Genomic DNA, 23,750 nt, shown 5'->3' with positions numbered 1-23,750 from the left:
TCAGCCCAATCCCATCCGCGCCGAAGCATCTCTTCCTGCTCTGCGCACTCTGCGCCTCTGCGCGAGAATTAATCACGCGGAGGCGCGGAGACGCGGAGCGCCATGCATGACCGTGCTTTCAGCGCAGCATCTCCGCGTCTCCGCGTGAAAATCACCCGCCTTGCCGAACCACCCGCACCCGATAATCCACCACCGCCTGCCAGGTATCCTTATCCCGCCCCTTCACCACCCGGGACCGGATCAGCCGCACCCCGACGATCCGCCACGCCTCGGCAAATTCCAGAAGCTGCATCACGGCATTGATCCGCTCCAGCAACGCCGCCAACCGCCCCGGCGTCTCCCCGGCATCATGCAGCCCAATCGTCAAACGCAGCTCACGCCCGTCCACATCCTTCGCGCCCCAGTCGCTGGCGATACATTCGCCCACCACCGCATAGGGCACGCTCGCTCGCACCGGCTGCCCGTCGAACAGCCCATTGAAGCCGCCCATCAACGCAGCATCCCCCTTCAAAGCCGCGATCACCGCAGCCCGCACCATCACCTCTGCACTCATCGCCCACCCCTCGCCCGATCGCGCAGATCAAGCGCGCCCAGCCATCGCCGCATCAGCCCGCGTCCCGACAGCAGCACCGCATCCCCCTCGATCCGCGCATCCTCCACCCCCGCCGCCAGCATGGCCTCGGCCACCTCGCGCCGCCGCCGTCGGGCGCGCTCCTCCACCAGCCGCGCCAGCGCCGCGACCTTCATGCCAGCCGCATCCGCCGCCACGGCCGCCACAGCGCGCTCACCACCGCAGGCGGGCTCGCAACCTCGCCTCCACGCGCGGAGAAATGCTCCGCCGCCAGCCGGACGATCCCCTGCCGGATCGGCTCGGGCAGCCCGTCCGCATCCTCCGCCATTCCCGCGCGATAGCGCACCGCCAGCACCCGCTGCCCGGACAAAGGCCGCGCCCGCACCCAGCCATCGCCCGAAGCATCGATATCCACCGAATAGGCATCGACCGGCAGCGCCTCGGCCGAACCATCCGGCCCCACTGCGTCGACCCCCAGGATCGCCAACACGGGCCGGGCCGACAGCCGCTGCCATCCGCCATCCGCCCGCACCGTCTCCCGCGCTTCGCTGAGGATCAGCCACTGCCCCAGAAACTGCTCGCACAGCGCCGTTGCGCTTTTGATCAGTCCGTCCAGCAAGCCATCCTCGCCGCTGCCGCTAATCCGCAGATAATCCTTCACTTGCCCAAGCGACGCCCCCGCCGCCCCAGCCTCTTCCCGCACCAGCACCAACCGCCCCTCCCACGAAATATGATCCTTCTCCCGCAAGCGGGAGAAGGATACGAAGCCTTGGCCCGAACGGGCCTAGGCGAAGTTGGATGAGGGCGCCGCTTAGGAGGCCGCGAACTTCATCAACTTAATCGCCTCCGAATTGGAAACAGCGCCGCCGATCCGCTTCACCGCATAGAAGTGCACGAACGGCTTGTTGCTGAACGGATCGCGCAGGATGCTCGTCTCGCTACGTTCCGAAATCACATAGCCCGCCTGGAAATTGCCAAAGGCGATCGACAGCGAACCCGCCGCGATGTCCGGCATGTCCTCGGCCTCCACCACCGGATAGCCAAGCAGCGTCGCAGGCTGCCCCGCCGCCAACGACGGCTGCCAGATGAACGCGCCATCGCTCGTCTTCATCTTGCGAATGGCGGACAGCGTCGCCGAATTCATGACGAAGCAGGCACCCTGTCGATAGGGCGCGCGCAGGCTCTGCACCAGGTCGATCAGCTTGTCCTGCGGGCTCACCGCCGCAAAGCCCGCCGAAGCCCCCGAAGCCACATATTGCAGCGAACCGAACGCACGCACGCCGTCGGCCTCATTGGTCGCCGTATAGGTCAGGAAGCCCTTGGGCTTGTTCGTGCCATTGCCGTTGACGAAGGCGGCACCCTCCGCCGCCGCAAACTCACGCGCGATCTCGCCCGCCAGCCATCCTTCGACATCGAACTGCGCGTCGTCCAGCATCGCCTGAGACGCCGCCGGATTGGCGTAAAGCTCACCATAGGGCGGCACGATCTCATTGAAGCTGGGCGTTCCCGTCTCCGCCCTCGCACCCGTCTCGCTCGCCCAGCCCGACACGATGCCGCCCGACGTCACCAGCTTGCGATAGCCAGCGCTGCCCGTGCGCACGACATTGGCGATCGACCGGATCGGCGAAATGCCCTTCAGCGTCGCATCGATGATCTGGTCGATCTCGCGCGGCACCGCATAGCCGCCCGCAGCGCCAGTCGCGCCGGAAAAGCTCTTCAGCTCCACCCCGGCCTCAAGCCCCTGCCGCAAGTAACGATCAACAAAAGCCGCCCGCTTGGGATCGAACGTCCCACCCTTCACCCCATCCAGCGCAGGCCGCTGCTGCTGCACCAGCGCGCCTTTCAGCGCCGCGACCTCACCCTCCAGCACCTCGATACGCTCACCCTGCACCACCGCATCAAAGCTCGCTTCCAACTGATCCGTCATCAACCACTCCCACAAAAAAGGCGGCCCCAAGGGACCGCCCATCAAACCTTCTCCCCTCGAGGGAGAAGGATACGAAGCCTCGCCAGCTTCCTGGCTAGGCGAAGTTGGATGAGGGGGAGAGGCGCTACCTCTCCACCGCAATCACCCGCGCCAAAGGCTGCATCGGGTGCGTCACCACGCTCACCTCCACCAGCTCCAGCGCCAGCAATTCTCGCGGCGAAGCCCCCCGCGCCTCCCGCACCCGATAGCCAAAGGACAGCCCATCCACCGCGCGCTCCTTCAACGCCCGCGCAGCCGCCCTCCCCGCGCCAGTCCGCCCCGACACGCGCCCGATCACCCGCAATCCGCGCGCATCCTCCTCCACTCGCTCGACCGTCCCGATCGCCTCGCCCGGCAAATGCTGCCACAGCAAAGGCACCCCCGCCGCCACGCCTGCAAAAGCGCCCGGCCGCACCACGTCGCCGCCATGATCGACCCGATCGAACACCGCCGCATAACCAGCGAACCGCACATCGCCCCCTCCGCTCGGGCCGCTCATCCCCGGACCATCCCGATCAGCCCGGCCTTCACCGCCACGCCCAGCAGCACCAGCGCCATCACGATCCGCACCGCCCAGCCGACCACCGCCCCGCGCGCCGCCTTCTTCGCGTCCCGCCAGGCGGACAGCAGCTCGCGCAACTCCCGCACATCGCCCTCCGCACGCCCATCGCTCAGCCCCAGCCGCTCCAGGGCCCGCCCCGCGCCCAACTCACTCGCCTCCTCGATCAGCGCGCGGATCATCAACATGTCCATCTGCCCCGGCGCCGCTTCAGCCTGAGCCACCAGCCGCGCCAGCATCTCGCCATCATATTTCATCGGCCCCACTCCTCCCTCGCGCAAAGACCCACAGACGCAAAAGGCTGCCAAAGGCAGCCCTCAAAAACCCTCCGCGTCTCCGCGTCTCCGCGTGAACCTCAAATCCCCAGCATCGCCCGCTTCTCATCCGCCGAAAGGAAGTCAGCCGCAGCTACCCGCTCCCACAAAGCCGCCCGCTCATCCGACAGCGCAGGCACCGCATCCAGGTCCACCGCCAGGCCCAGCCCCGGCCACCATCCCTGCAACCCCTGCGCCAGCCCGCCGCAGATCTTCGCCACCAACGGCAGGATCGTCTGCCGCCACAGCGCCTTGTTCGCCTCGCGATAATTGGCGTAGGCATTGTCGCCGGGCAGCCCCATCAGCATCGGCGGCACGCCAAAGGCCAAGGCGATCTCTCGCGCCGCCGCAGCCTTGAGGCCCACAAAGTCCATCTCCGCCGGTGTCAGGCTCATGGCCTTCCAATCCAGCCCGCCCTCCAGCAGCATCGGCCGCCCCGCATTGGCCGCGCCGGAAAAGGCGACCTCCATCTCGCGTTTCACCCGCTCGAACTGCTCCGGGCTCATCACCGACCCGTCGCCCGGATCATAGACCATCGCGCCCGAAGGCCGCGCCGCATTGTCCAGCAAAGCCTTGTTCCACACCGTCGCCGCATTGTGGATCGCCACCGCCCCAGCAGCCGCGCCCACGCAGCCCAGCCCATAATGATCGTCCAGTGGATGCAACGCCTTCAGATGCAGGATCGACGCCCGCCCCGCCCCATCCTCGGGCAGCAGCCGCGTCACGCTGTCCCCCACGCGATAAAGATAGGCCGCAGGCCACCCCCGCGCGTCCGCCTCCACGCTCACCCGCTCGGGGCGCAGCGCATAAAGCTCGACCGGCTTGCCATCGGCTCCCGTCATCACCTGCACATAACCATTGCCATGCAGCAGCAAATGGCTCGCCAGCGTCTCCACCAGACTCTGCCCCGCCGAACAGCGCGTCAGCAGCGACAGCACCGGCCCGCGTTCTTCCTCCTCCACCCCGCTCGCCAATAAAGCCGTCGCCCCCGCCCCTTCCGACACTAATCGCAAGGCGCGCTGCGCCACCGGATTGCCAAGCACGCCGCTGCGCACCTGCGCCTCATAGGAAGCAGGCCACTCCCCCAAAGCCACCGCGCCCGAACCCCAGGCACGCGCCAACACTGGCCGCGCGCCACCCCGCGCGGCCTTCGCCCCGAAAAATTTCATGAAGACCCCACAAAAGCAAAAATCCTCTCCCCTTCAGGGGAGAGGATAGTGAAGCTTGGCGGCGACAGCCGCCTAGCGAAACTTGGAGAGGGGAAGGCCCTCACCCAACCTACTATCTTGAGATCGTCACCCCGGGCTTGGCCCGGGGTCTCGCTTCCTTGTCCGTATTGCGGAAGAAGAAGCGGGATCCCGGGTCAAGCCCGGGATGACAAAAAGGACTTACACCCACCAACTCAGGGATTACGCCGCAACACCCGATCACATTCGGCATTCGTCCCCTCGCTCTTCCCGATCACGCGCCCAGCCACTGCCCCAGCCGCACCGGCCAGCAGGGACTCACCCAGGCTGCCGCCCGCCAAGGCACCCACGCCAGCGCCGCCAGCCGCGCCGATCACCGTCCCGCGATCGCGTCCCTTCTTCGCCTGCAACAGGCAGTGACGCACATCATCCCGGTCACGCGGAGCCGCCCGCGCCACCCGCGCCCGCTCCTTGCTATTGAGCGACGCGGCCATCACCGGCGTCGCCACCAAAGTCGCGCCGGCCGCCACCATCATGATCCTGGCCAATTTCATCAGCCTCACTCCCTCGAAAAACTTGACTTGGGATAATACGCCGCGCCGGTCAGCCGGGTTCCTCAAACCGCCCGCACCCGCGCGTCGCCGCGCCGCCCGAGCATCAACTCGGTCAGAGCCCAGACCAGCGCATCCGCCCGATCCGGCGACCGCCCCGGCCCGGCATAGCCGCCACCGGCGATCAGCCCGCACATCTCATCCTCCAATGCCCAGAAGGCTCCCCGATGCCGCACCCGCCCGGCTTCATACAGCGTCGCCACAGGCTCGGCCCGCGCCGCCTTTCCCCGGCAGGCATGAACCAGCCGCACCGGCAGCGCAGCCTCCGCCGCGCGCAGCACGCTCTCCACCATCGCCCCACCATTATTGGCTTCGGCAACGACCCGGTCAGCGCCATGCAGCACCGCCGCCTGCGCCACCGCCCGCGCCCAGCTTTCCGGGCTCGCCTTCTCGACGCTCGCATCGGCAATGACATAGGCCCGCCCGTCGCCGCCCATCCCGGCCACCACGATCCCGCAAGCATCACCATGCGCCGACGCCGGAGGATCGACCCCGATCACCACGCGCGACAGCAAAGCCTCGCCATCCCCGCCGCCCGGCACATGCGCCACCCGGCACCGCTCCAGCAGTTCCCGGTTCCACAACGCGCCCTCGACCTCCTCGATCAACTCGCCGTCCAGTTCCTGCCGCCCGAGCCGCGTCGCGCCATAGCTCTGCTCCATCGCCGCAACGAAGCCTTCAGCCAGGTTGACCACATTGTCCGCCGTCCGCCCTCGCGTCAACGCGACATCGGCGCCGTCCCGCGCCACCAGCCCGCGCACCAGCGGCACCGGCCGTGGCGTCGTCGTCGCCATCACTTGTGGAGCGCGCCCCAGTCGCATCCCCATCATCATATTGTCCCACGCCGCTTCTCCCTGCGGCCATTTCGCGATCTCGTCCGCCCAGCCATGGCTGAACTGCGGCCCGCGCAACGATTCCGGGTCCGCCGCGCCGAACAGCAGCGCCATCGCCCCATTGGGCCACACCAGCCGCCGCAACGCTGGCGAAAAGACCGGCCGGTTCCACCACGGCGCAATGGACAGCAGTCCCGACGGCCCCTCCACCATCACGCTGCGCGCCTCGCCCAGGGTCGCGCCGACCAGCGCGATCCGCGCCGCGCCGTCATTCTCCGCAATCCGCCGCACCCATTCCGCCCCGGCCCGCGTCTTGCCAAATCCGCGCCCGGCCATCATCAACCAGATGCGCCAGCTGCCCTCGGGCGCCAGCTGCTCGGGCCGGGCCAGCCATTCCCAATCATGCTCCAGCGCCTGCGCCGCTGCGCCGTTCAACCCCGCCAGCACACGCTCGCGCGCCGCATCGGGCAGGGCCGCCAATCTCTCGAAATCCGACATGCCACCCATCGGCCATTCGCTCCCCTCACCAGTTCCCCTTACCGGCCAAGTGCCTCATTTTGGCCTTTTTTTATCATGCGCCTTTTCGCCTGCTCCGCTGCGTCCCTATATGCCGCCCATGATATCGATCCGCCCCGCCCGCGCCGCCGATGGTGCTCGCCTGCTCGACATCTGGCGCTGCGCCGTCGACGCAACCCATGATTTCCTCGATCCCGCCGACCGTCAGGCGATCGATGCGGAAGTGTCCGGCTTCCTGCCGCAATCCCCCGCATGGCTCGCCACCGATGCCGATGACCGCGCGGTCGGATTCATGCTGATCGACGGCACGCACATGGATGCCCTCTTCATCGACCCGGCGTGGCACGGCAAAGGCGTCGGCCGCGCGCTCGTCGATCACGGTCTCGCCCTCCACCCGGCCATGACGACCGACGTCAATGAACAGAATGAAGGCGCCGTCACCTTCTACGAACGCATGGGCTTCGCTCGCACCGGCAGATCGGAAAGGGATGGCCAGGGCAGGCCTTACCCGTTGCTACACCTGAGGCACGCTCCTGAAGCTCTTAAGTGACCCAAAGTCCCCTCTCCCCTTTAGGTGAGAGGGTGCCGAGCAAAGCGAAGGCGGCAGAGGGGACTGTAAGCAACAAGGGTTGCTCCCCTCTCCCCAACCTCGATGAGAGTCACGTGCCTCTCATCGATCCTTAAAGGGGAGAGGGAGAAGGAAAGCCGCCTCGCCTCACCCGACACTTCCTCCTCACCCACGCCTCTCCCGCACCCTCTCCAGCGCCGCCCGCAACCGCTCGACCGCATCCGCCCCGTCCGGCCGGTCCACAGTCTCCGCCGCCAGCTTCTCCCCAACCTCGCGCCGATGCTGCACCAGCAGCCGCACCCCCACCGCATTGGGATGCCCGCGCTTCACCTTCCGGCTCTTCACCATCCCCTCGCCGTCCAGCACGACCTCTTCCTCCTCCGTGCCGAACAGCGCCTGCCGCAGCAGCAGCGCCTCCAGTTCGCCATAGCCGACGCTCAGCGCCTGCGCCCATTCCCGCGCAAAGCCGGGGTCGCGCCGCTTCTGATAATAGGCGCTCGACAGGTTCTTCCCCGCCACCCGCGCCGCCTCGCTCACATTGCAGGTCGCCGCCAGCGTCTCCATGAAGATCTTCCGCCGCTCGGCGGTCCATCCATCCTTGCGCACCGCCCGCAACTGCGCGCCGCTGCCACCCGATCCGCGCTGGCTGTGCTGCACCGACAGCTCCCTGTCCGGCGCATCGCTGGCCTTGCCGGAGAAGCGCCGCACCACCTTCGCGCCATTCTGATCCGCCATGTCCTCGCCCTCCGCTTTCCCCAACAGAAAAGGGCCGGTTCCTTTCGGACCAGCCCCTGCCGCGTCACCGTCCCGGCGACTCACAATTCCCAATATCGACATCTCTGTCAGAAGAGCGTCACGATGTCAAGAGAAATGTTCCATATAGGTTCGCCATCCCGCCATATTTTATCCACTCACTCGCCAAATCCCCTACAACCATCATCCATATAGGTTATTACACATCACAATCCTGTCAGGACCGCAACCGCACTCACATGCCCGCACCGCCGCCACTGGCAGGCGCGCGGCTATAGTCGATCCTGATGCGCACCCAGCTGCCCACCATCACCTTCCCATTGACGCGCGGCGGCCGCACCAGGAACTGCCACGCCGCCAGCCGCACCGCGCGGGCAAAGCCCGAACCCTGCGGCGATTCTCCCAGCGCCTGGCAATTTTCGACCCGGAAATTCTCCACCGTCTTGCACGCCACCAACCCCCATCCACCAGCGGGCGCATTGGGCGGCATGTAACCGCCAAGCTCCGCAGGCGTCGGCCGCCGATACCATTCCGCCTCGAACAGCTGGACGCCGCCCGGCCCTTCGCCCGGCCCCGCCGCCACGCGGCTATTCCCCTGACCAGACGTGCCTGCGCTCTGGCTATCATCCTTCTTCGGCATCTTGCCGATATCGGCCGCCGCCATCTGCGCGCTGTCCAGTTGCAGGAACGGCATCTTGGGCTGCACGGGCAACGTCACGATCGGCTTTTCGACCGGTGTTTCGACGGGCTTCTCGACCGGCTTGCGCGGCTCTTCAGGTTTTTCGACCTTCTTCTTCTCCGGCGCCGCCGCTTCTTCCTTTTTCTTCTTCTCGGTCCGCTCCGGACTCTTCTCCGCCTCAGGTTCAGGCGAAGCGGCCATTTCGAACGTCACCGGATTGCGCGGATCGACCTTCTCGGGATCAAGCGCGGGCGCCAATGTCAGCAGCGCCAGCACCAGCAGTGCGTTCAGCCCCAGCGCAAAGATCAATCCCCCGCCACGCTCGCGCAATTTCGGCCATGATATGTTGGAGATCGTCACTGAAGTCGGGCCGGGCTGCTGCTGCGGAGAAAAGGGGTGATGCCCAGCCGCTCCCACCACGTCAACGCCTTCACGATGTTGCGACTCCGTAATGGGATGAAAGCGCTGGCGGTCCCCCGCAATCTCCGCTAGGCCCGCCTCCAATGCTCACCAAGCTTTATCAATGGACGCTGGCCAAAGCCGCCCACGCCCATGCCGAACGCTGGCTCTTCGCCATATCCTTCATGGAATCCAGCTTCTTCCCGATCCCCCCGCATCCGCTGCTCGGCCTCATGTGCCTTGCGCGGCCCGAACGGGCGATCCGCTTCGGCATCATCTGCACCCTCGCATCGGTGCTGGGCGGCCTGTTCGGATATGCGATCGGCTATTTCCTCTACGAAGCCGTCGGACAGCAGATCCTCGACGCGCTGGGCCTCGCCGCAAAATTCCCGGTAGCCGCCTGCTACTTGCGCGAATATGGCGCTGAAATCATCCTGGTGAAGGGCGCGACGCCCATCCCGTTCAAGCTGATCACCATCACCTCGGGCTTCATCGGCCTTTCGCTCTTCACCTTCATCTGGGCCAGCATCCTGTCCCGCGCCTTCCAATTCATGCTGGTCGGCTTCCTCTTCTGGAAATTCGGCCGCCCCATAAAGGCGTTCATCGAGAAATATCTCGGCCTCCTGTCCGCAGCTTTCCTCGTCCTCGTTGTCGGCGGTTTCATCGCGGCATCGATGCTTTCGGGCGGCGGGGACAAGAGCGACACGTGCAGCAACGCCACCATGGCCACGATCCACTGACTTTTCGCCCGATGATGCAGCTGCCCGCCCGCTTCCCAAGGCTCACCGCCCTGCTCGCCGGTTTCGTCGCGGCAACCGGATTTGAACCGCTCAAGCTCTGGCCTGTCACCCTCGCCTGCTTCGCGCTCCTCCTGTGGCTGATCGAAAGCGCCCCCACCCACCGCGCCGCCTTCACGCGCGGCTGGCTGTTCGGCCTCGGCCACTTCACATTGGGCCTCAACTGGATCGCCCACGCCTTCACCTTCCAGGACGCCATGCCGCACTGGTTCGGTTACGGAGCGGTCGTCCTCCTGTCCCTCTACCTCGCCGTCTATCCGGGGCTGGCAACGCTGGGGGCATGGTGGCTGTCTTCCATCCTCCCCTCCCGTAATCGGGAGGGGCCGGGGGTGGGCACCGAGCGCAGCGAGGCAAACAACAACCTCCCCCTTATCCTCCTCTTCGCCGCCACCTGGCTCATCAGCGAGTATCTCCGCGCCCTCGTCTTCACCGGCTTCGCCTGGAACCCGCTTGGCGTCACCCTGCTCCCCACCGGCATCACCATAGCCGCCACCCTGATCGGCACCTATGGCGTCAGCGCCCTCGCCGTTCTCGCCGCCGGAGCCATCTTCCTCGTCATTAAGCGCCAGTTCGTTCCCGCCGCAGCCATCGCCGTCCCCCTCTGCGCCCTCGCAATCTGGGGCCAACTCACCCAGGCCCCTCCCACCCCCGCAGGCGCCCCGCTGATCCGCGTCGTCCAGCCCAACATAGGCCAGGACGAAAAATACTCGCCCGAATTGGAAGAAGCCCACTTCCGCACCCTCGCCGCCCTTTCCGGCCAGCCGCGCCCCGCCCCGCGCCTCATCTTCTGGCCCGAAGCCGCCATCCCTGCCTATCTCGACATGGAACCGCAATGGCGCGCGCGTCTTGCCAGCCTGCTCGGCCCCGGCGACCTGCTGATGACCGGCGCGACCAAGGTCTATTTCAAGCAAGTCGAGAAAGACGGCGTCATCACCAATGCGCTCGCGGGAGCCGCCAACAGCCTCTTCATCGTCTCACCCCAGGCGCAGCTGCTCGGCCGCTATGACAAGGCGCATCTCGTCCCCTATGGCGAATATCTCCCCATGCGTGCGCTCCTCCAGCCGATCGGCCTCTCCCGCCTCGTGCCCGGCGACGCAGATTTCTGGCCCGGCCCCGGCCCACAAAGCCTGCCTCTCCCCGCCACGCTCGGCCGCCCGCAGCTCAGCATGGGCGTCCAGATCTGTTACGAGATCATCTTCTCCGGTCAGGTGATCGACGCGAAGAACCGCCCCGCCTTCCTCTTCAACCCGTCCAACGACGCCTGGTTCGGCAGCTGGGGCCCGGTCCAGCATCTCGCGCAAGCCCGCCTGCGCGCGATCGAAGAGGGCATGCCCATCATCCGCTCCACCCCGACGGGCGTGTCCGCCGTCATCGACGCGCGCGGCCATGTCCTACGCGCACTCGGCCTCCCTCGCGCCGGATATCTGGAAGGCGCGCTCCCTCCCGCACTCCCGCCGACGCTGTTCGCGCATCTGGGTAACTGGGCGGCGATCCTGTTCATGGCGCTGCTGGCCGGACTGGCCATTGCCATCCGCAGGGTGAAGGGCTAATAGGGCACATAAACTTTTCTTTATGTCGCCTTTCACGCCAGCTGGCTTACGGGAGTCTCATGCGCAGCAACTATCTCTTCACCTCGGAATCCGTCTCCGAAGGCCATCCCGACAAGGTCGCGGACCAGATTTCCGACGCCATCGTCGATCTGTTCCTGTCCAAGGACCCAGAAGCCCGCATCGCCTGTGAAACGCTGACCACCACGCAGCTGGTCGTGCTGGCAGGCGAAATCCGCTGCAAGGGCGTCTACGAAAATGACCAGTGGGCACCCGGCGCGCAAGAAGAGATTGAGCGTACCGTCCGTGAAACCGTAAAGCGCATCGGCTATGAGCAGGACGGCTTCCACTGGGAAACCCTGCGCTTCGAAAACAATCTCCATGCCCAGTCCGCCCACATCGCGCAGGGCGTCGACGCCGCCGGCAACAAGGATGAAGGCGCTGGCGACCAGGGCATCATGTTCGGCTTCGCCTGCGACGAAACGCCCGACCTCATGCCCGCCACGCTGGACTACAGCCACAAGATCCTGGCAAAGATGGCGCATGACCGCCACTCCGGCCGCGCGCCCTTCCTTGAGCCCGATGCCAAGAGCCAGGTCACGCTGCGTTTCGAAAATGGCAAGCCCGCCGCCGCCACCGCCATCGTCGTCTCGACCCAGCATGCCGCTGGTTACGACCAGGGCGAAAAGGAAGCGGAACTGAAGGACTATGTGAAGGGCGTCGTCGCCGAAGTCCTGCCCGGCGAGCTGCTCTCCGACGAAACCGTCTATCACATCAACCCCACCGGCAGCTTCGAAATCGGCGGCCCGGATGGCGATGCAGGCCTCACCGGCCGCAAGATCATCGTCGACACCTATGGCGGCGCATCGCCTCACGGCGGCGGCGCCTTCTCCGGCAAGGACCCGACCAAGGTTGACCGTTCGGCCGCCTACATCACCCGCTATCTCGCCAAGAACATCGTCGCCGCCGGGCTCGCCCGCCGCTGCACGATCCAGCTCGCCTACGCCATTGGCGTGTCGGAGCCGCTGTCGCTCTATGTCGACACCCACGGGACCGGCAGCCTCGATGATGCGAAGATTGAGGAGGCGATTCTGTCGATCAAGGAACTGGGCGGCCTCACCCCGCGCGGCATCCGCACGCATCTCGGCCTCAACAAGCCCATCTACCGCCCCACCGCAGCCTACGGCCATTTCGGCCGCAAGGCGGAAGGCGATTTCTTCCCCTGGGAACGCACCGACCTCGTCGAAAAGCTGAAGGCCGCGCTCTAAGCCTCCCTTCTCATCGCATCAAAGGGCGGCGCGCGGGCAATCCTGCGCGCCGCCCTTTGCTTTTGCCTCATCCCGGCGAATGACGGGATGACGCGCCCTCGACTTCCGTCCGTCCTGGCCTGTCGAAGGGCGCGCGCCACTTGCCCCGATAGCTCCACCCCGCTAAGCGCCCGCCCATGACCGCGCACAAATCCGGCGACCCCACAACGCTCAACCGCCTCTATGGCCGCCAGTCAGGCCACAAGCTGCGCGCGGGTCAGCAGCAGCTGGTCGACGCCCTGCTCCCCGCCCTCTCCGTCCCCGAAGAGGGCGAAGTCACCGCCGCCAATCTGTTCGGCTATGATCGTCCGCTCCATTTCGAGATCGGCTTTGGCGGCGGCGAGCATCTCGCCTACCGCGCCGACCTGCTGCCCGATCATGGCTTCATCGGCTGCGAACCGTTCCTGAATGGGGTGGTCACCGCGCTCGGCCACATCCGCGAGCAGGGCCTCGGCAACATCCGCGTCCATATGGGCGACGCGCTTCAGGTCCTCGCGCGCATTCCCGATGGCGCACTCAGCTTCGTCTACCTCCTCCATCCCGATCCCTGGCCAAAGGCGCGTCATGCCAAGCGTCGCATGATGAACCCGGGCCCGGTGGAAATGATCGCCCGGAAGCTCAAGCCCGGCGGCGAGTTCCGCTTCGGCACCGACCATCCCGTCTATCTGCGCTGGGCGATGATGGTGATGAACGGCCACCCCGATTTCGACTGGCTGGCCAGCGAGCCCAGGGACTTCCTCACCCGCCCCGGCGGCTGGCCCGAAACCCGCTACGAAGCCAAGGCCCGCCGCCTCGGCCATGAAGTCTGGTACTTCCGCTACCGCCGCAAGTAAGGCGCTTACCATAGCGCAGGACAGGTCCTGTTGCCGTCTTTTATTGCTTCGACATCCATGCAGCGCGCCGCCGCAACATCGGGAGCGCATCTCCTGTCCATTGCTGCCATAAGGCCAATCATTGCCCGCCAATGGTCTTCGTCCCAACAGCCTGTACCAATTAGAGACGAAGAAGTTTTTTTGCTAAATAATCCTTGGCATCGTTAACTTTGTTCGCCCTAGGAAAGCCGTGGGTTTGAGCTTCCCAACCCAAAATTTCCGGCTAAATCCGGGCTCTACTCAGGTGCCCCTACTCAATTTTGGGTATATATCATTCGTTAGGCCTTTGTTAATTGGCCCCTTAGCGAAGGGTAGACAATAAAAAACGAGTCGCCACCCTGCAGCCGACAATTGGATAGCGTGCCGCGGCGAAATTGCGGTCAATGTCCAGTTGCGCCGAAGTTGGGGGAAGTGGTGTATGCGTAAGAAGAGCCTGATCGTTGGAGGATGCCCCGCATCCACCGATTTCCTGCCTGTTATATCAGGAAACAATCACCCGTCATCCTGACGAAAATGATCCGGGCCCAGTTTAGGGCTCCTCCTTTCAAATAGCTTCCGCCCCGAACACTTCACCTGTTCGGGCACCCATGACGCGTTCCTCATGCGTGGACCTGCAAAGGCCTCCACGGCCGTGCAGCACCTATGATGCAGTAATAAGGGGCTTGAATAGTGAAACATCTACGATTGGCCACGCTGGTAGTGATCGCGTTGGCGACACCCGCTTCGGCCCAGGAACTGAAGTTCGAGTTCCGAAATCCTTCATTTGGCGGAAATCCCTTCAATTCCGACCATCTTCTCGCCACAGCGACAGCGCAACGCCCGCCCCAAAAGTCTAATGGCGGTGATGGAACCGGCGAACTGACCGAGGCACAACTGTTCGCCCGGCAGATTCAAAGCCGTCTGCTCTCCGCCCTGTCTTCCAGCGTCGTTGAAGCCATTACGGGCTCCGATCCGGGGACTTCGGGAGAATTTACGGTTGGCGACCAGAAGATTTCCTTCGAACGGACGTTGAGCGAAATCCGCCTCAGCATCTTCGACAATTCGACCGGTGAGACGACGGACATCGTCGTCCCGGTGCTGACGCTCAACAACGCCAACGCGAATGCGGCTGCGGCATCCGCCATCGGAAACAACTCGGTGGAAAGCTCGCTGGCCGCCAGCCTCACCGGCAACACCAGTCTCACGGGGCAATAAGATGAGCATCAGGGGGAATATCGTGAAGCGTTCGGCTGCTGCTGCGCTCGTCGGCTGCATGGCGGCCACTCTTGGGGGGTGTTCGGTCCCGCACGAACTGGTGGCATCCGCCAGCTCCGCGCCGCAGATCGCGCCCGTCACGCCTGTCCAGCGCGACCTCATCTACCTGCCGCCGCCGCCGCAGCCGGTGCCGATCGCGGTGTACAGCTTCACCGACCAGACCGGCCAGCTCAAGCCCTCGGAAAATATCCAGAGCCTGTCGCGCGCCGTGACCCAGGGCGGCACCAGCGTCCTCATCAAGGCGCTGCGCGACGCAGGCAATGGCAACTGGTTCACCGTGGTGGAGCGCGAACGGCTCGACAACCTGCTCAAAGAGCGCCAGATCATCCGCGAAATGCGGCAGCGCTATTTGGGCGAAGCGGAAACGCCCTCCAGCGTCCTGCCTTCGCTGCTCTTCGCCGGCATCCTGCTCGAAGGCGGCATCATCGGCTATGACAGCAACACCCAGACCGGCGGCATCGGCGCGCGCTTCCTCGGCATCGGCGGCGACATGCAATATCGCCAGAACACCGTCACCGTCTATCTGCGCGCCATCAGCGTGAAGACGGGCGAAGTGCTGGGCAATGTCGTCACGTCGAAGACGGTCGCCTCGGTCGCGCTCAACACCAACGTCTTCAAATTCGTCGAATTTGACGAGCTGCTGGAAGGAGAAGCGGGCGTGTCGGCCAACGAACCGATCCAGATCGCCACGCAGGCCGCGATCGAAAAGGCGGTCTACGCCCTCATCATGGAAGGCGCCCAGCCTGGCGGCCGCCAGCTGTGGAGCTTCGCCGACGCAGCTGCGGGCCAGACCTACCTCAACCATTATAAGGAAGAGAAGGAACGCGCCATCGCCGCCGCCTTCCGCCGCACGGGTCCCTACTACACCGACCCGATCGACGACCCGAAGAAGACCGCACGCGCCAAGGCCGCAAAGCCCCAGGCCCGCGCCTCCGGCAACCGCCAGGCCGCATCGGCCAAGGTCGCCGCCAACAACAATCAGAATTCCGCCGGTCAGCCGACCGCGCGGTGAACAAACTCGCCTCCCGAGCGGGGGAGAGTGTGACGAGCGGGCAGGGAGATCGAAGGCCTGCCCGCCCGGCGCTACCGAACTGGGGAGCCGGTAAGCCTAGCCGCCGCACAACATCGCGGCACTTGAGTTGAAACAGGAGGATTAACATGATCAAGAAGCTTCTTATCGGCGCTTCGGCGCTGGCGCTGACGGCAGGTGCCGCCAACGCGCAGACCGTAACTTTCGGCGCTCTGGATAGCTCGACCGTCAACAGCCAGGTTCAGACCGTCGCTGGCGGCGGCTCGACCAACAACTCGAGCGTTACTCAAACCAACAACAACAACGAAGCCAATGTCGATCAGACTGGCGGCAAGCGCAACAGCTCGGTGGTTACGCAGAGCGGCAACGTCACCAAGCAGGGCAGCTTGGCCGATGTTACGCAGAAGTCCACTGGCAGCCAGAAGACCGGTGCTAACTCTGCCACGGTCGTCCAAGTCGGCACCGACAGCTACAATGACAGCTTCCTCCCGGCCGAATATCCACTGCCGGGCAACCTGAACGGCAAGGGCCAGCGCGTTGTCGTGAAGCAGGACAATACTGGCAACAGCTCTAGCTCGTCCGACCGCAACGACGCCGTTGTTCTGCAGGGCCAGGCCGGTTCGGGCGGCTTTGCCAACTATGCCGAAGTTGACCAGAAGGGCACCGGCAATGACGCTGGCATCCAGCAGGGTGCGACCGCATTCATCGGCGAGCAAGACGGCCGCATGAAGGCTGTCATCACCCAGCGCGGCAGCAACAACACCGCCGAAACCGCTCAGGGTGAAATGGATGATGCATCCACCAGCCAGAACGGCAATTTCAACCAGGCCTATGTCAGCCAGACTCCCGCCCTGCGAGCGCCCGGCTTTGACGCATTCGGTCGCAAGAGCGACGTGGTACAGTCCGGCAACCTGAATGGCGCGTTCGTCGTGCAGTCGGGCCTAGAAGCTGTCAGCACTGTCGGCCAGAACGGCAACGGCAACATCGCCTCGGTCGATCAGAGCGGTGATGACTTCAATCCAGCTGATGTGCTGGCCAACCCCGCTTTCAACGCTGACAGCGCCGTTTCGCAGACCGGCAACGGCAACTTCGCCGGTGTCGTGCAGTCCGCCTATGCCAAGAGCGTCGTGACGCAGAAGGGCAACCTCAACGAGGCGGACGTCAACCAGAGCGGCAAGGCTGCCGACAGCAATGTCAAGCAGACCGGCTTCCTGAACGACGCCAATGTCGGCCAGAGCGGCGCGAGCGCCAAGAGCACCGTCACCCAGTCGAATGACCGCAATGACGCCTTCGTGCGGCAGAGCGGTGAGGGCGCCAAGAGCATCGTAACGCAGACCTCGACTCCGCGTTGGTCGACCGTCTTCGGCGGCAACGACGCAGTTGTGGACCAATCGGGCGCCAGCGATGACAGCGAAGTCAAGCAGACCGGCATCAGCAACTATGCCAATGTCAATCAGTCGGGCGTTGGCGGCATCAGCTTCATCGACCAGATCGGCACCGACAACGAAGCTCGCCTGACGCAGGCTGGAGACGCTGCGAACTCGCAGGTCCGTCAGGGCTACATCCGTGGCGGTTCGGCTATGCCTTCGTCCGAAGATAATAAGGCGACTGTCAGCCAGACTGCCACCGCGGATGGCGCGTTCAGCGACATCTATCAGAGCGGTTCGCGTAACGAAGCAACCGTCACCCAGACGGCTGATGCTGACAGCGTTATCGATCAGATCGGCAACCGCAACAAGTCGACTGTTACTCAGAACGACAAGGCCCGCAGCGGCGTGAAGCAGGACGGTAGCGACAATGCCGCAACCATCAAGCAACTCGCCGGTGCTTTGGGCGCGCAGAGCGATGTTCTTCAAGGCGGCTCCGAGAACCGCGCAAATGTGACCCAGAGCGCTCTCAACAACATCAGCGAAATCAGCCAGACGGGTGATTTGAACGAAGCCGATGTGCTGCAGAGCGGCGCTGGCGCCTACAGCAAGATCGCGCAGAACGGCACCAGCAACATCTCGTCGGTCACGCAGGGTGCTGCCGATGTCGACAGCATCATTTCGCAGTCGGGCAAGGGCAACCGTTCGACGGTCACCCAGAGCACCGTTGCGAACTCCTACAGCACGATCTCGCAGACCGGCAACTACAACGTCGCCACCGTCTCGCAGTAATTGCGCACAAGAAGTTGCGGGGCGGCGTCATGCCGTCCCGCATCCTTCTGCTCAGCAAAGCCCAAGGCTTTGTTCAGGTGAAGGATGATCGGCCAGCCAAGGGCCAGAATGCCGAGAAGGAGCATGACATGCGGATGACAGGCAATTGGACGCGCAAGGCGCGCTTGATCGCGGCGCTGGGTTCAGCAGCGATGGCTGCGGTCGCCACATGCTCCGGTGTGAACGCTCAATCTGTCGCCTTCATCGAGCAGGTGGGCGACTATAACCAGACCAGCATCGACCAAAGCGGCGCGACCGGATCGACGGCGCGGGCTCAGACGAAGGGGTCTGAGAACCTTCTCGACCTGACCCAGAGCGGCCAAGGCAATCGCGCGGTCGTGTCGGTCACCGGCAACCGCAACGGGCGGGGGGATGTCGTAGGAGGAACTGGCCGCACAATGGCTTTTGAACCGAAGAGACTGACCGGACTCGCGCAAGGCAGTTTCAAGGTTAAGCACGCCAACAACGGCCAAGGCGATCCCTGCGGTGAGGGGCATGGCCGCGGCGTTGGAAACCCGTGCGAGAGCAATAACGGCAACGATGGCGAAAACGGCAACGCAGGGCTCAAAGCGCTTCGATCATCCATCACCCTCACCCCACTCGCCAACCTCGAATCCGGCGTTATCCGCCAATCGGGCGAGCGCAACCTCGCGGGCGTTCTGATCAAGGGCGACAGCAACGACTTCCACGTGTCGCAGCTGGGCAACGACAACAAGGCGGCGCAGGCCATCTCCGGCTCATTCAACCAAGCCGCGATCGTGCAGGGCACGCCAAATGGCGCGACCGGCGGCGGCAACAGTGCCGTCCAGGTTCAGCACGGCGGCTTCAACTCGGCCTATGCGCATCAAGCCGGTAACAACAATATCGCCGTACAGGTCCAGGCCGGAAATGGCGGCGCTACCCAAGCATGGGCGGAAACCGCGCTGGCCTCCGCCGGTACGCTCGGCGCGGCTGCGGGCAGCGCCAATTACACCCAGTCGGCCGAAGCGGTGCTCGCCAGCTACAGCGATCGCGGCGATGGCACGAAAAACAGCATCACGCTTCAGCAGAATGGCGACAACAACACCGCCCTGCTCGGCCAGTTCGGCGACAACAACAGCATCGCCCTGCGCCAGCCGGGCAACGCGACCGCCGCCATCACTCAGATCGGCAACAATCATAGCATCGGCATAGAACAGCAGGCCGGCACCAATGGCGTAAGCGCGATCAGCGTCACCCAATATTGACCGCTCGGCCCGATCTGACGGGCCAGCTCATCCAACCGCTACGGGCTCAGGAGCAACAAGATGCGCAACAGGAACAATCTCTGGCTGCTCGGCGCGGCTGTTTCCTTGAGCCTGCCGCTGGCCACCCGCGCCGCCGCGCAAACCATCACCGCAGGCGACGGCATCCTCGTCACCGACATCCAGATCGCCGACACGCCGCAAAGCTTCATCCAGGATCAGGTCCTCGCCAACGCGCTCGGCAAGTCGCAGGATGCGGGCCTCGTCAGCGACAATGTGCCTGACCGCAGCGACGTGCGCGGCTTCAACAAGGGCGATGTTCGCGGCGCCATCATCTCGGCCTTCAACTCCAGCGCATCGTCGATCATCGGCAATTTCAACCTTGATGAGGTGCCTGGGCTGCAGTTCGATACGCTGGGCAACAAGGCGGCGGTCGAGCAGGATGGCCTGCGCAACCTTGCCAATATCAACCAGGCTGCGGGCAATGCGGGCTGGTCCGTCGTCAACCAGGCGGGTGAGGACAATGCGACCCTCATCGAACAGGCCGACACCCGCGCGCCGGGTCAGCGCTCGCTCAACCGCGCTTATGTGGGTCAGGTGGGCTCGGCGATCGGCTCGGGCGGCCTGCTTTATTCCAACTATGGCCGCATCCAGCAGACCCACCGTAGCTTCGACCTGTCGGCAGGCGCGTTCAGCGGCAACAACCTCGCCAACAATGCGACCATTCAGCAGGGCGGCTTCCGCGACATCAGCCTGCGCGAGGTTCCGGTCCAGTTCAACGCCGTCGCCGCGCGCAACGACGCCCTGATCGAGCAGGAGGGGGCGGAAAACGACACCGTCATCCAGCAGGGCGCTGAAAGCCCCAATACCTTCGCCTTCGAAGTCGGCGACACGATCGGCCGCAACAATCGCGCCATCGTCCGGCAGGTCGGCTATGGCAACCGGGGCGTCATTCTTCAGGAAGACGACGCCAACGCCATCACCCATCAATATGGCTCCGACAATCTCGCCTTCGTCCGGCAGGATGGCGACGTCGTCGATGGCGGCCAATATAGCCTGATCGAACAGGGCCGCCTGGAAAATGGCGATGTGTCGGGCAACTTCGCCACCGTGTTCCAGCGCGGCATCCTTCAGGAATCGACCATCCGCCAGAACAGCAACGGCAATGACGCCCATGTCTACCAGACCGCCGAGTCCGGTTATGCCAAATCCACGATCGAGCAGGGCGGCGGCAACGGCAATTACGCCAGCGTCCTGCAAAGCGCCGTCGCGGGCACCGTCGACATGGCGGTGGTCAGCCTGATCGCCCAGACCGGCGCCAGCAACGAAGCCTTCGTGTCGCAACGCACCGCCGGCAGCTACAGCAGCGTCGCCCAGACCGGCGACCGCAATTTTGCGCAGGTCCGGCAATAGGCTATATTGAAGCGGCACCCTGCGTCCTGAACCGTGAGCGAAATGTCTATGCGAACCCTATTGTTGATCACGGTTCTTCTGGCCGGGGGAACATCCGCGCTCGCGCAGCGCAGTGACCTGGCGGTTGAGCAGCTGCCGACCCATTCCTCAGGCCGCGCGGTGCCACAAGTCGGCGCGGCAAGCGCCTCGGACCAGATCTCGTCGAGCGCTTCCCAGGCCCCCGCGCTTCAGGGCCAGCTCTCCTCATCGCGTACCGGCCGCGAGCCAGCACTCCGCCAGATCGCCCCACGCACCGCCGGATCTGCCCCCACGTCTCAGCTTGCCGACCGCAACGTGAACCCCCGCATCAACGCCCTGCCCCCGGGGCTGGTCGACGCCTGTGCCCGCGCGGCCGAAGGCAGGGGCGAACCGCCCAAGGGCGTGGACTGCAACAGCGTGATCGAGGCTGCGCCGCCCCCGCCGCCAATATCCGCGGAAGAAGCCCTGCTCACCAGCGATGAAGAGCGGGCGTCGCAGCGCGTCGCCAGCGAACAGCAGTCACGCGGCCGCGCGCCCGATGCCGGAGAGGTCGCGCGGCGGCTGAGCTCCGGCGACGTTTCCAATTCTCCCGTCGCGCAGGCCGTCGCGGCGCAGGCGGCCTCGGACTCGATCGCCAACTCGACGCCTGCCCCCAATGGTCAGCCCGTCATCGTGCCCGGCGGCGGTTCCGTCGTCGTGCCGGGAAGGAACTGACGATGATCCGCACCATCCTGCCCCTCATTGCCGGAATGATGATGACCGTCTCCGCCCACGCCGCCGAACCCGAACTGAAGGCGCGCATCCTGGTCGAGGACGCGCCCAATGCCGCGAAACGGTTCGTGGGCTATGTGACGGCGCAACAGCCGTTCGAAGGCCGCTATGAACTGATCGGTGAAAAGAAAGGCGTTGCCGGCAATGCAAAGGTCAAGCAGGCAGGCGTGGTAAAGGCTGCCCCGCATCAACTGGTGCGCCTTTCCCATCTGGCTTTCGGTTCGATCGCGGCCGACGACCATTATACGATCCAGCTCAAAATCTATCGCGGCAAGGACTTGGCCGCCCAGGACCAGATCGTCAAATAGCCGCTAACGCTTTGTTATGCATAACAGCCTACTAACGCTGAACTAACGATATCTTCACGGCCCAGCCCATAAACCTACCTCCGGGGACATATGCCGGAGGACGTAATGGCGCACACATATGGACGGGTTGATGGCAGGAAGTGCCTCGCGATTTTGGGCCTGTCGGCCGCGCTTCTTTACCAGGGATCCGCTTTCGCCGCGCAATCGGATATATTGATCGATCAGATCGGCCAGCGCCCTGCCTGGTCTTCCCAGATCGTCGGCCAGATCGTTTCGCCCACGGCTGGAAACGCGTTCGTGTCGCAGGCTCAGCCGCAACAGCAGGCGATCGACGCCGCTTTCCAGGCCAATTCGGGCGGCCTGTCCTTCGCTCAGGCTGCGAGTGCCGACCAGCTTTCGCAAAATCTCTCCTCATCGGGCGCGCCCGTCGAAATGGCTTTCCTGGGCTACGGCCTGGATCTTGGACGGTATCTGCGCAGTGGCACCGGCTCCTACGAAGCCACGGACGCGCAGGGCAACAGCCTGCAGCAGGATTGGCGCGGCGAAGGCAATATCCAGTTCGCCTCGCAGGAAGGCTCGAACAACCGCGCCGTCCAGCAGCAATATGGCGTCGGCAATGTCTCCGTCCTGCTTCAGCGCGGCACCGGCAATGTCGGCGAAATCCTGCAATCCTCGACAGAGGGCGTCGCCACATTGCTGCAATCCGGCGACCGCAACAGCGCCACGATCGTCCAGGGAACAGCGGCCAGCTTCGCCAGCGTCTCGCAAAGCGGCATCGCCAACATCGTCGCGATCCGCCAATAAAACGCCGCATAACCGTCCACGGCAAATGGGCTCAGCTGCTTCCGTGAAGGGAGCAACTGAGCCCCCTTGGACGAGCTAGATCAAGTAAGGCGAGATCCTAGTAGAAGATTTTCCAGATCTCTGAAATATTACCGCCCGGTCATTTTCTTGAAATTCAAATATAGAATTGATCGCAATCGTTAAGATATTGCCACGCATCTTTTTACCTTTTAGGGCATTTCCGTCTTCAGTTTTTACTGTTCGGCTATGGTGGGGATGCTGCAAACCAGTCTTGAGCCTTTCGATGCGCTCGCCCTCGGGTGGATCTCCGCTGACTTCAGAGGACGTCTCATCATTGATTCACTATATCACATCCAATGGTGGAATGATGAGGGCAGACGCGCGATAGAAGCCAGTAAGATATTGCGCGAAGAAGCAGGGCAACTGCTAGTCGACGCCAGCCTCCGCACCAAATTCTCATCCTTTTTGTCCGATCTCAAATCGCAAACCGAAACCGGAATACTGACCGTCAAGGATGGTGACGGCCATTTCGTGATGTTTGGTCATCATGAACCCTCGACCGGCATGTTCTGCCTCGAAGTCAGCTGCTCCCATGCCGAAAAGCGCATCATGTTCGCCGATTTCGGAAGTATCTACGGATTGACCGAAAGCGAAACGCAAGCGGCTCTGGCGCTGTTTCGGGGCAAGACAGTCGTGGAAATCGCGCAGGACAGGAACGTATCGGTCGACACGGTTCGCACCCAGGTCCGAAAATTATACGGAAAGATCGGCGCCCAGTCCCGCGAGAAACTCTTCAAGATGCTGATGCCTTTCCGTATCACCTGATCAGCGGCCATATCTGTTCTCCCGGGCCGTTTATCGCCCGATGCGCCCGCTTCCTGGCTTGGCAAAGGTCCGCTTTCCTCCTTCCCATTCTTCCCAAATCCGATAGGGACGATGATCAAACTGGAGCTGTTCCATGACCGATCATCCCACATCCGCCATCCCCTGGGATCAGCCTGCAACCTTGATCGACCTTGAAGGACGGGCGCCGCTCATCGGCACGATCCGCGACTGCGCCCAGCATTTCGCCATGTTCAAACCGCATGCGCGGGAACAGGCGCGCGTCCTTCTCACCCAGCCTATCCATCGGATCGGCCGCAAGACGCGCACCTGGGTCCTTGAGCCCTTCGAAATCGAGCAGTTGGCCGACCGGTTGCGCACGGAAACACACTGACAGCTGCGCTCCACGATCGCGCAACACGCATGTATG

Annotated in this window: 26 protein-coding genes; 15 read left to right on the top strand and 11 right to left on the bottom strand. The window is 64.1% G+C overall.

Translation table 11 applies throughout. The features are described 5' to 3' along the window. Positions 1-151 precede the first annotated feature (151 nt). The 9 genes from SPHS8_RS00210 to SPHS8_RS00170 form a co-directional block, all read right to left on the bottom strand. The gene (locus SPHS8_RS00210; RefSeq protein WP_201513404.1) at positions 152-553 is read right to left on the bottom strand and encodes a DUF3168 domain-containing protein; all 402 of its coding nucleotides are present in this window, start codon (positions 551-553) and stop codon (positions 152-154) included. Next, the gene (locus tag SPHS8_RS00205; protein WP_236574896.1) at positions 550-768 is read right to left on the bottom strand and encodes a hypothetical protein; all 219 of its coding nucleotides are present in this window, start codon (positions 766-768) and stop codon (positions 550-552) included. The genes SPHS8_RS00210 and SPHS8_RS00205 overlap by 4 nt, the downstream gene beginning before the upstream one ends. After that, on the bottom strand, positions 744-1,319 hold the full coding sequence (locus SPHS8_RS00200) for a head-tail connector protein (protein ID WP_443020024.1): 576 nt from the start codon (positions 1,317-1,319) through the stop codon (positions 744-746). Before SPHS8_RS00200 ends, SPHS8_RS00205 begins: the two co-directional genes overlap by 25 nt. Before the next feature lie 63 nt (positions 1,320-1,382). After that, complete coding sequence (locus tag SPHS8_RS00195) at positions 1,383-2,498, bottom strand: phage major capsid protein (protein ID WP_201513401.1); 1,116 nt, start codon at positions 2,496-2,498, stop codon at positions 1,383-1,385. Between the two features lie 124 nt (positions 2,499-2,622). Next, positions 2,623-3,036, bottom strand: a complete 414-nt coding sequence (locus tag SPHS8_RS00190) for an HK97 family phage prohead protease (protein WP_201513400.1) — start codon at positions 3,034-3,036, stop codon at positions 2,623-2,625. After that, positions 3,033-3,353: a DUF6127 family protein gene (locus tag SPHS8_RS00185; RefSeq protein ID WP_201513399.1), complete on the bottom strand. Its 321-nt coding sequence runs from the start codon at positions 3,351-3,353 to the stop codon at positions 3,033-3,035. The genes SPHS8_RS00190 and SPHS8_RS00185 overlap by 4 nt, the downstream gene beginning before the upstream one ends. Before the next feature lie 98 nt (positions 3,354-3,451). Continuing rightward, complete coding sequence (locus SPHS8_RS00180) at positions 3,452-4,579, bottom strand: phage portal protein (protein ID WP_201513398.1); 1,128 nt, start codon at positions 4,577-4,579, stop codon at positions 3,452-3,454. Between the two features lie 233 nt (positions 4,580-4,812). Then, entirely contained in the window at positions 4,813-5,151 is a 339-nt protein-coding gene (locus tag SPHS8_RS00175) for a hypothetical protein (protein WP_201513397.1), read from the bottom strand. A gap of 62 nt (positions 5,152-5,213) precedes the next feature. Further along, the gene (locus SPHS8_RS00170; RefSeq protein ID WP_201513396.1) at positions 5,214-6,548 is read right to left on the bottom strand and encodes a DNA-packaging protein; all 1,335 of its coding nucleotides are present in this window, start codon (positions 6,546-6,548) and stop codon (positions 5,214-5,216) included. A 109-nt stretch (positions 6,549-6,657) separates the two neighbouring features. Between SPHS8_RS00170 and SPHS8_RS00165 the strand changes: the two genes are divergently transcribed. Further along, positions 6,658-7,107 (top strand): acetyltransferase, encoded by a 450-nt coding sequence (locus tag SPHS8_RS00165; RefSeq protein ID WP_443020023.1) that lies wholly within the window; start codon positions 6,658-6,660, stop codon positions 7,105-7,107. Between the two features lie 183 nt (positions 7,108-7,290). Here SPHS8_RS00165 and SPHS8_RS00160 read toward each other — a convergent pair whose 3' ends face one another. Further along, complete coding sequence (locus tag SPHS8_RS00160) at positions 7,291-7,860, bottom strand: hypothetical protein (protein ID WP_201513394.1); 570 nt, start codon at positions 7,858-7,860, stop codon at positions 7,291-7,293. A 253-nt stretch (positions 7,861-8,113) separates the two neighbouring features. Further along, entirely contained in the window at positions 8,114-8,917 is an 804-nt protein-coding gene (locus SPHS8_RS00155; protein WP_201514816.1) for a hypothetical protein, read from the bottom strand. Positions 8,918-9,060: 143 nt separating this feature from the next. Here SPHS8_RS00155 and SPHS8_RS00150 point away from each other — a divergent pair, with 143 nt between their 5' ends. The 14 genes from SPHS8_RS00150 (at position 9,061) to SPHS8_RS00085 (ending at position 23,714) form a co-directional block, all read left to right on the top strand. Next, complete coding sequence (locus SPHS8_RS00150) at positions 9,061-9,696, top strand: YqaA family protein (protein ID WP_201513393.1); 636 nt, start codon at positions 9,061-9,063, stop codon at positions 9,694-9,696. An 11-nt stretch (positions 9,697-9,707) separates the two neighbouring features. Further along, positions 9,708-11,303, top strand: a complete 1,596-nt coding sequence (lnt, locus tag SPHS8_RS00145; RefSeq protein WP_201514815.1) for an apolipoprotein N-acyltransferase — start codon at positions 9,708-9,710, stop codon at positions 11,301-11,303. A 59-nt stretch (positions 11,304-11,362) separates the two neighbouring features. Then, positions 11,363-12,568: a methionine adenosyltransferase gene (gene metK / locus SPHS8_RS00140; RefSeq protein ID WP_201513392.1), complete on the top strand. Its 1,206-nt coding sequence runs from the start codon at positions 11,363-11,365 to the stop codon at positions 12,566-12,568. A 176-nt stretch (positions 12,569-12,744) separates the two neighbouring features. Further along, positions 12,745-13,440, top strand: coding sequence for a tRNA (guanosine(46)-N7)-methyltransferase TrmB (gene trmB, locus SPHS8_RS00135; protein ID WP_201513391.1), 696 nt, complete (start codon positions 12,745-12,747; stop codon positions 13,438-13,440). A gap of 708 nt (positions 13,441-14,148) precedes the next feature. Further along, entirely contained in the window at positions 14,149-14,673 is a 525-nt protein-coding gene (locus tag SPHS8_RS00130) for a curli assembly protein CsgF (protein WP_268933184.1), read from the top strand. Between the two features lies 1 nt (position 14,674). Then, positions 14,675-15,745: a CsgG/HfaB family protein gene (locus tag SPHS8_RS00125; protein ID WP_236574894.1), complete on the top strand. Its 1,071-nt coding sequence runs from the start codon at positions 14,675-14,677 to the stop codon at positions 15,743-15,745. A gap of 146 nt (positions 15,746-15,891) precedes the next feature. Continuing rightward, positions 15,892-17,922: a hypothetical protein gene (locus SPHS8_RS00120; protein ID WP_201513390.1), complete on the top strand. Its 2,031-nt coding sequence runs from the start codon at positions 15,892-15,894 to the stop codon at positions 17,920-17,922. A 29-nt stretch (positions 17,923-17,951) separates the two neighbouring features. After that, the gene (locus SPHS8_RS00115) at positions 17,952-19,187 is read left to right on the top strand and encodes a hypothetical protein (RefSeq protein WP_201513389.1); all 1,236 of its coding nucleotides are present in this window, start codon (positions 17,952-17,954) and stop codon (positions 19,185-19,187) included. Between the two features lie 60 nt (positions 19,188-19,247). Next, positions 19,248-20,597 (top strand): hypothetical protein, encoded by a 1,350-nt coding sequence (locus SPHS8_RS00110; protein WP_201513388.1) that lies wholly within the window; start codon positions 19,248-19,250, stop codon positions 20,595-20,597. 42 nt (positions 20,598-20,639) lie between these two features. Then, positions 20,640-21,329 (top strand): hypothetical protein, encoded by a 690-nt coding sequence (locus tag SPHS8_RS00105; RefSeq protein WP_236574893.1) that lies wholly within the window; start codon positions 20,640-20,642, stop codon positions 21,327-21,329. Between the two features lie 2 nt (positions 21,330-21,331). After that, positions 21,332-21,694 carry a curli-like amyloid fiber formation chaperone CsgH gene (gene csgH / locus SPHS8_RS00100; protein ID WP_201513386.1) on the top strand — a complete coding sequence of 121 codons (363 nt, stop codon included), beginning with the start codon at positions 21,332-21,334 and terminating at the stop codon, positions 21,692-21,694. A 105-nt stretch (positions 21,695-21,799) separates the two neighbouring features. Further along, positions 21,800-22,498, top strand: coding sequence for a hypothetical protein (locus SPHS8_RS00095; protein ID WP_201513385.1), 699 nt, complete (start codon positions 21,800-21,802; stop codon positions 22,496-22,498). A gap of 246 nt (positions 22,499-22,744) precedes the next feature. After that, positions 22,745-23,323, top strand: a complete 579-nt coding sequence (locus tag SPHS8_RS00090) for a helix-turn-helix transcriptional regulator (RefSeq protein ID WP_201513384.1) — start codon at positions 22,745-22,747, stop codon at positions 23,321-23,323. Between the two features lie 133 nt (positions 23,324-23,456). Continuing rightward, the gene (locus tag SPHS8_RS00085; RefSeq protein WP_201513383.1) at positions 23,457-23,714 is read left to right on the top strand and encodes a hypothetical protein; all 258 of its coding nucleotides are present in this window, start codon (positions 23,457-23,459) and stop codon (positions 23,712-23,714) included. Positions 23,715-23,750 lie beyond the last annotated feature (36 nt).

It is taken from the genome of Sphingobium sp. S6 (assembly GCF_905120495.1).
GTDB lineage: Bacteria > Pseudomonadota > Alphaproteobacteria > Sphingomonadales > Sphingomonadaceae > Sphingobium > Sphingobium agri.
Note: the sequence above shows the minus strand (reverse complement) of the source record. Positions and strands in the feature narration are given on the sequence as shown.

Coding starts and splice junctions, on each gene's coding strand:
- SPHS8_RS00210 (WP_201513404.1), bottom strand. CDS start 553: ATGAGTGCAGAGGTGATGGTGCGGGCTGCGGTGATCGCGGCTTTGAAG.
- SPHS8_RS00195 (WP_201513401.1), bottom strand. CDS start 2,498: ATGACGGATCAGTTGGAAGCGAGCTTTGATGCGGTGGTGCAGGGTGAG.
- SPHS8_RS00190 (WP_201513400.1), bottom strand. CDS start 3,036: ATGAGCGGCCCGAGCGGAGGGGGCGATGTGCGGTTCGCTGGTTATGCG.
- SPHS8_RS00185 (WP_201513399.1), bottom strand. CDS start 3,353: ATGAAATATGATGGCGAGATGCTGGCGCGGCTGGTGGCTCAGGCTGAA.
- SPHS8_RS00180 (WP_201513398.1), bottom strand. CDS start 4,579: ATGAAATTTTTCGGGGCGAAGGCCGCGCGGGGTGGCGCGCGGCCAGTG.
- SPHS8_RS00175 (WP_201513397.1), bottom strand. CDS start 5,151: ATGAAATTGGCCAGGATCATGATGGTGGCGGCCGGCGCGACTTTGGTG.
- SPHS8_RS00170 (WP_201513396.1), bottom strand. CDS start 6,548: ATGGGTGGCATGTCGGATTTCGAGAGATTGGCGGCCCTGCCCGATGCG.
- SPHS8_RS00165 (WP_443020023.1), top strand. CDS start 6,658: ATGATATCGATCCGCCCCGCCCGCGCCGCCGATGGTGCTCGCCTGCTC.
- SPHS8_RS00160 (WP_201513394.1), bottom strand. CDS start 7,860: ATGGCGGATCAGAATGGCGCGAAGGTGGTGCGGCGCTTCTCCGGCAAG.
- SPHS8_RS00150 (WP_201513393.1), top strand. CDS start 9,061: ATGCTCACCAAGCTTTATCAATGGACGCTGGCCAAAGCCGCCCACGCC.
- lnt (WP_201514815.1), top strand. CDS start 9,708: ATGATGCAGCTGCCCGCCCGCTTCCCAAGGCTCACCGCCCTGCTCGCC.
- metK (WP_201513392.1), top strand. CDS start 11,363: ATGCGCAGCAACTATCTCTTCACCTCGGAATCCGTCTCCGAAGGCCAT.
- trmB (WP_201513391.1), top strand. CDS start 12,745: ATGACCGCGCACAAATCCGGCGACCCCACAACGCTCAACCGCCTCTAT.
- SPHS8_RS00125 (WP_236574894.1), top strand. CDS start 14,675: ATGAGCATCAGGGGGAATATCGTGAAGCGTTCGGCTGCTGCTGCGCTC.
- SPHS8_RS00120 (WP_201513390.1), top strand. CDS start 15,892: ATGATCAAGAAGCTTCTTATCGGCGCTTCGGCGCTGGCGCTGACGGCA.
- SPHS8_RS00115 (WP_201513389.1), top strand. CDS start 17,952: ATGCCGTCCCGCATCCTTCTGCTCAGCAAAGCCCAAGGCTTTGTTCAG.
- SPHS8_RS00110 (WP_201513388.1), top strand. CDS start 19,248: ATGCGCAACAGGAACAATCTCTGGCTGCTCGGCGCGGCTGTTTCCTTG.
- SPHS8_RS00105 (WP_236574893.1), top strand. CDS start 20,640: ATGTCTATGCGAACCCTATTGTTGATCACGGTTCTTCTGGCCGGGGGA.
- csgH (WP_201513386.1), top strand. CDS start 21,332: ATGATCCGCACCATCCTGCCCCTCATTGCCGGAATGATGATGACCGTC.
- SPHS8_RS00095 (WP_201513385.1), top strand. CDS start 21,800: ATGGCGCACACATATGGACGGGTTGATGGCAGGAAGTGCCTCGCGATT.
- SPHS8_RS00090 (WP_201513384.1), top strand. CDS start 22,745: ATGGTGGGGATGCTGCAAACCAGTCTTGAGCCTTTCGATGCGCTCGCC.
- SPHS8_RS00085 (WP_201513383.1), top strand. CDS start 23,457: ATGACCGATCATCCCACATCCGCCATCCCCTGGGATCAGCCTGCAACC.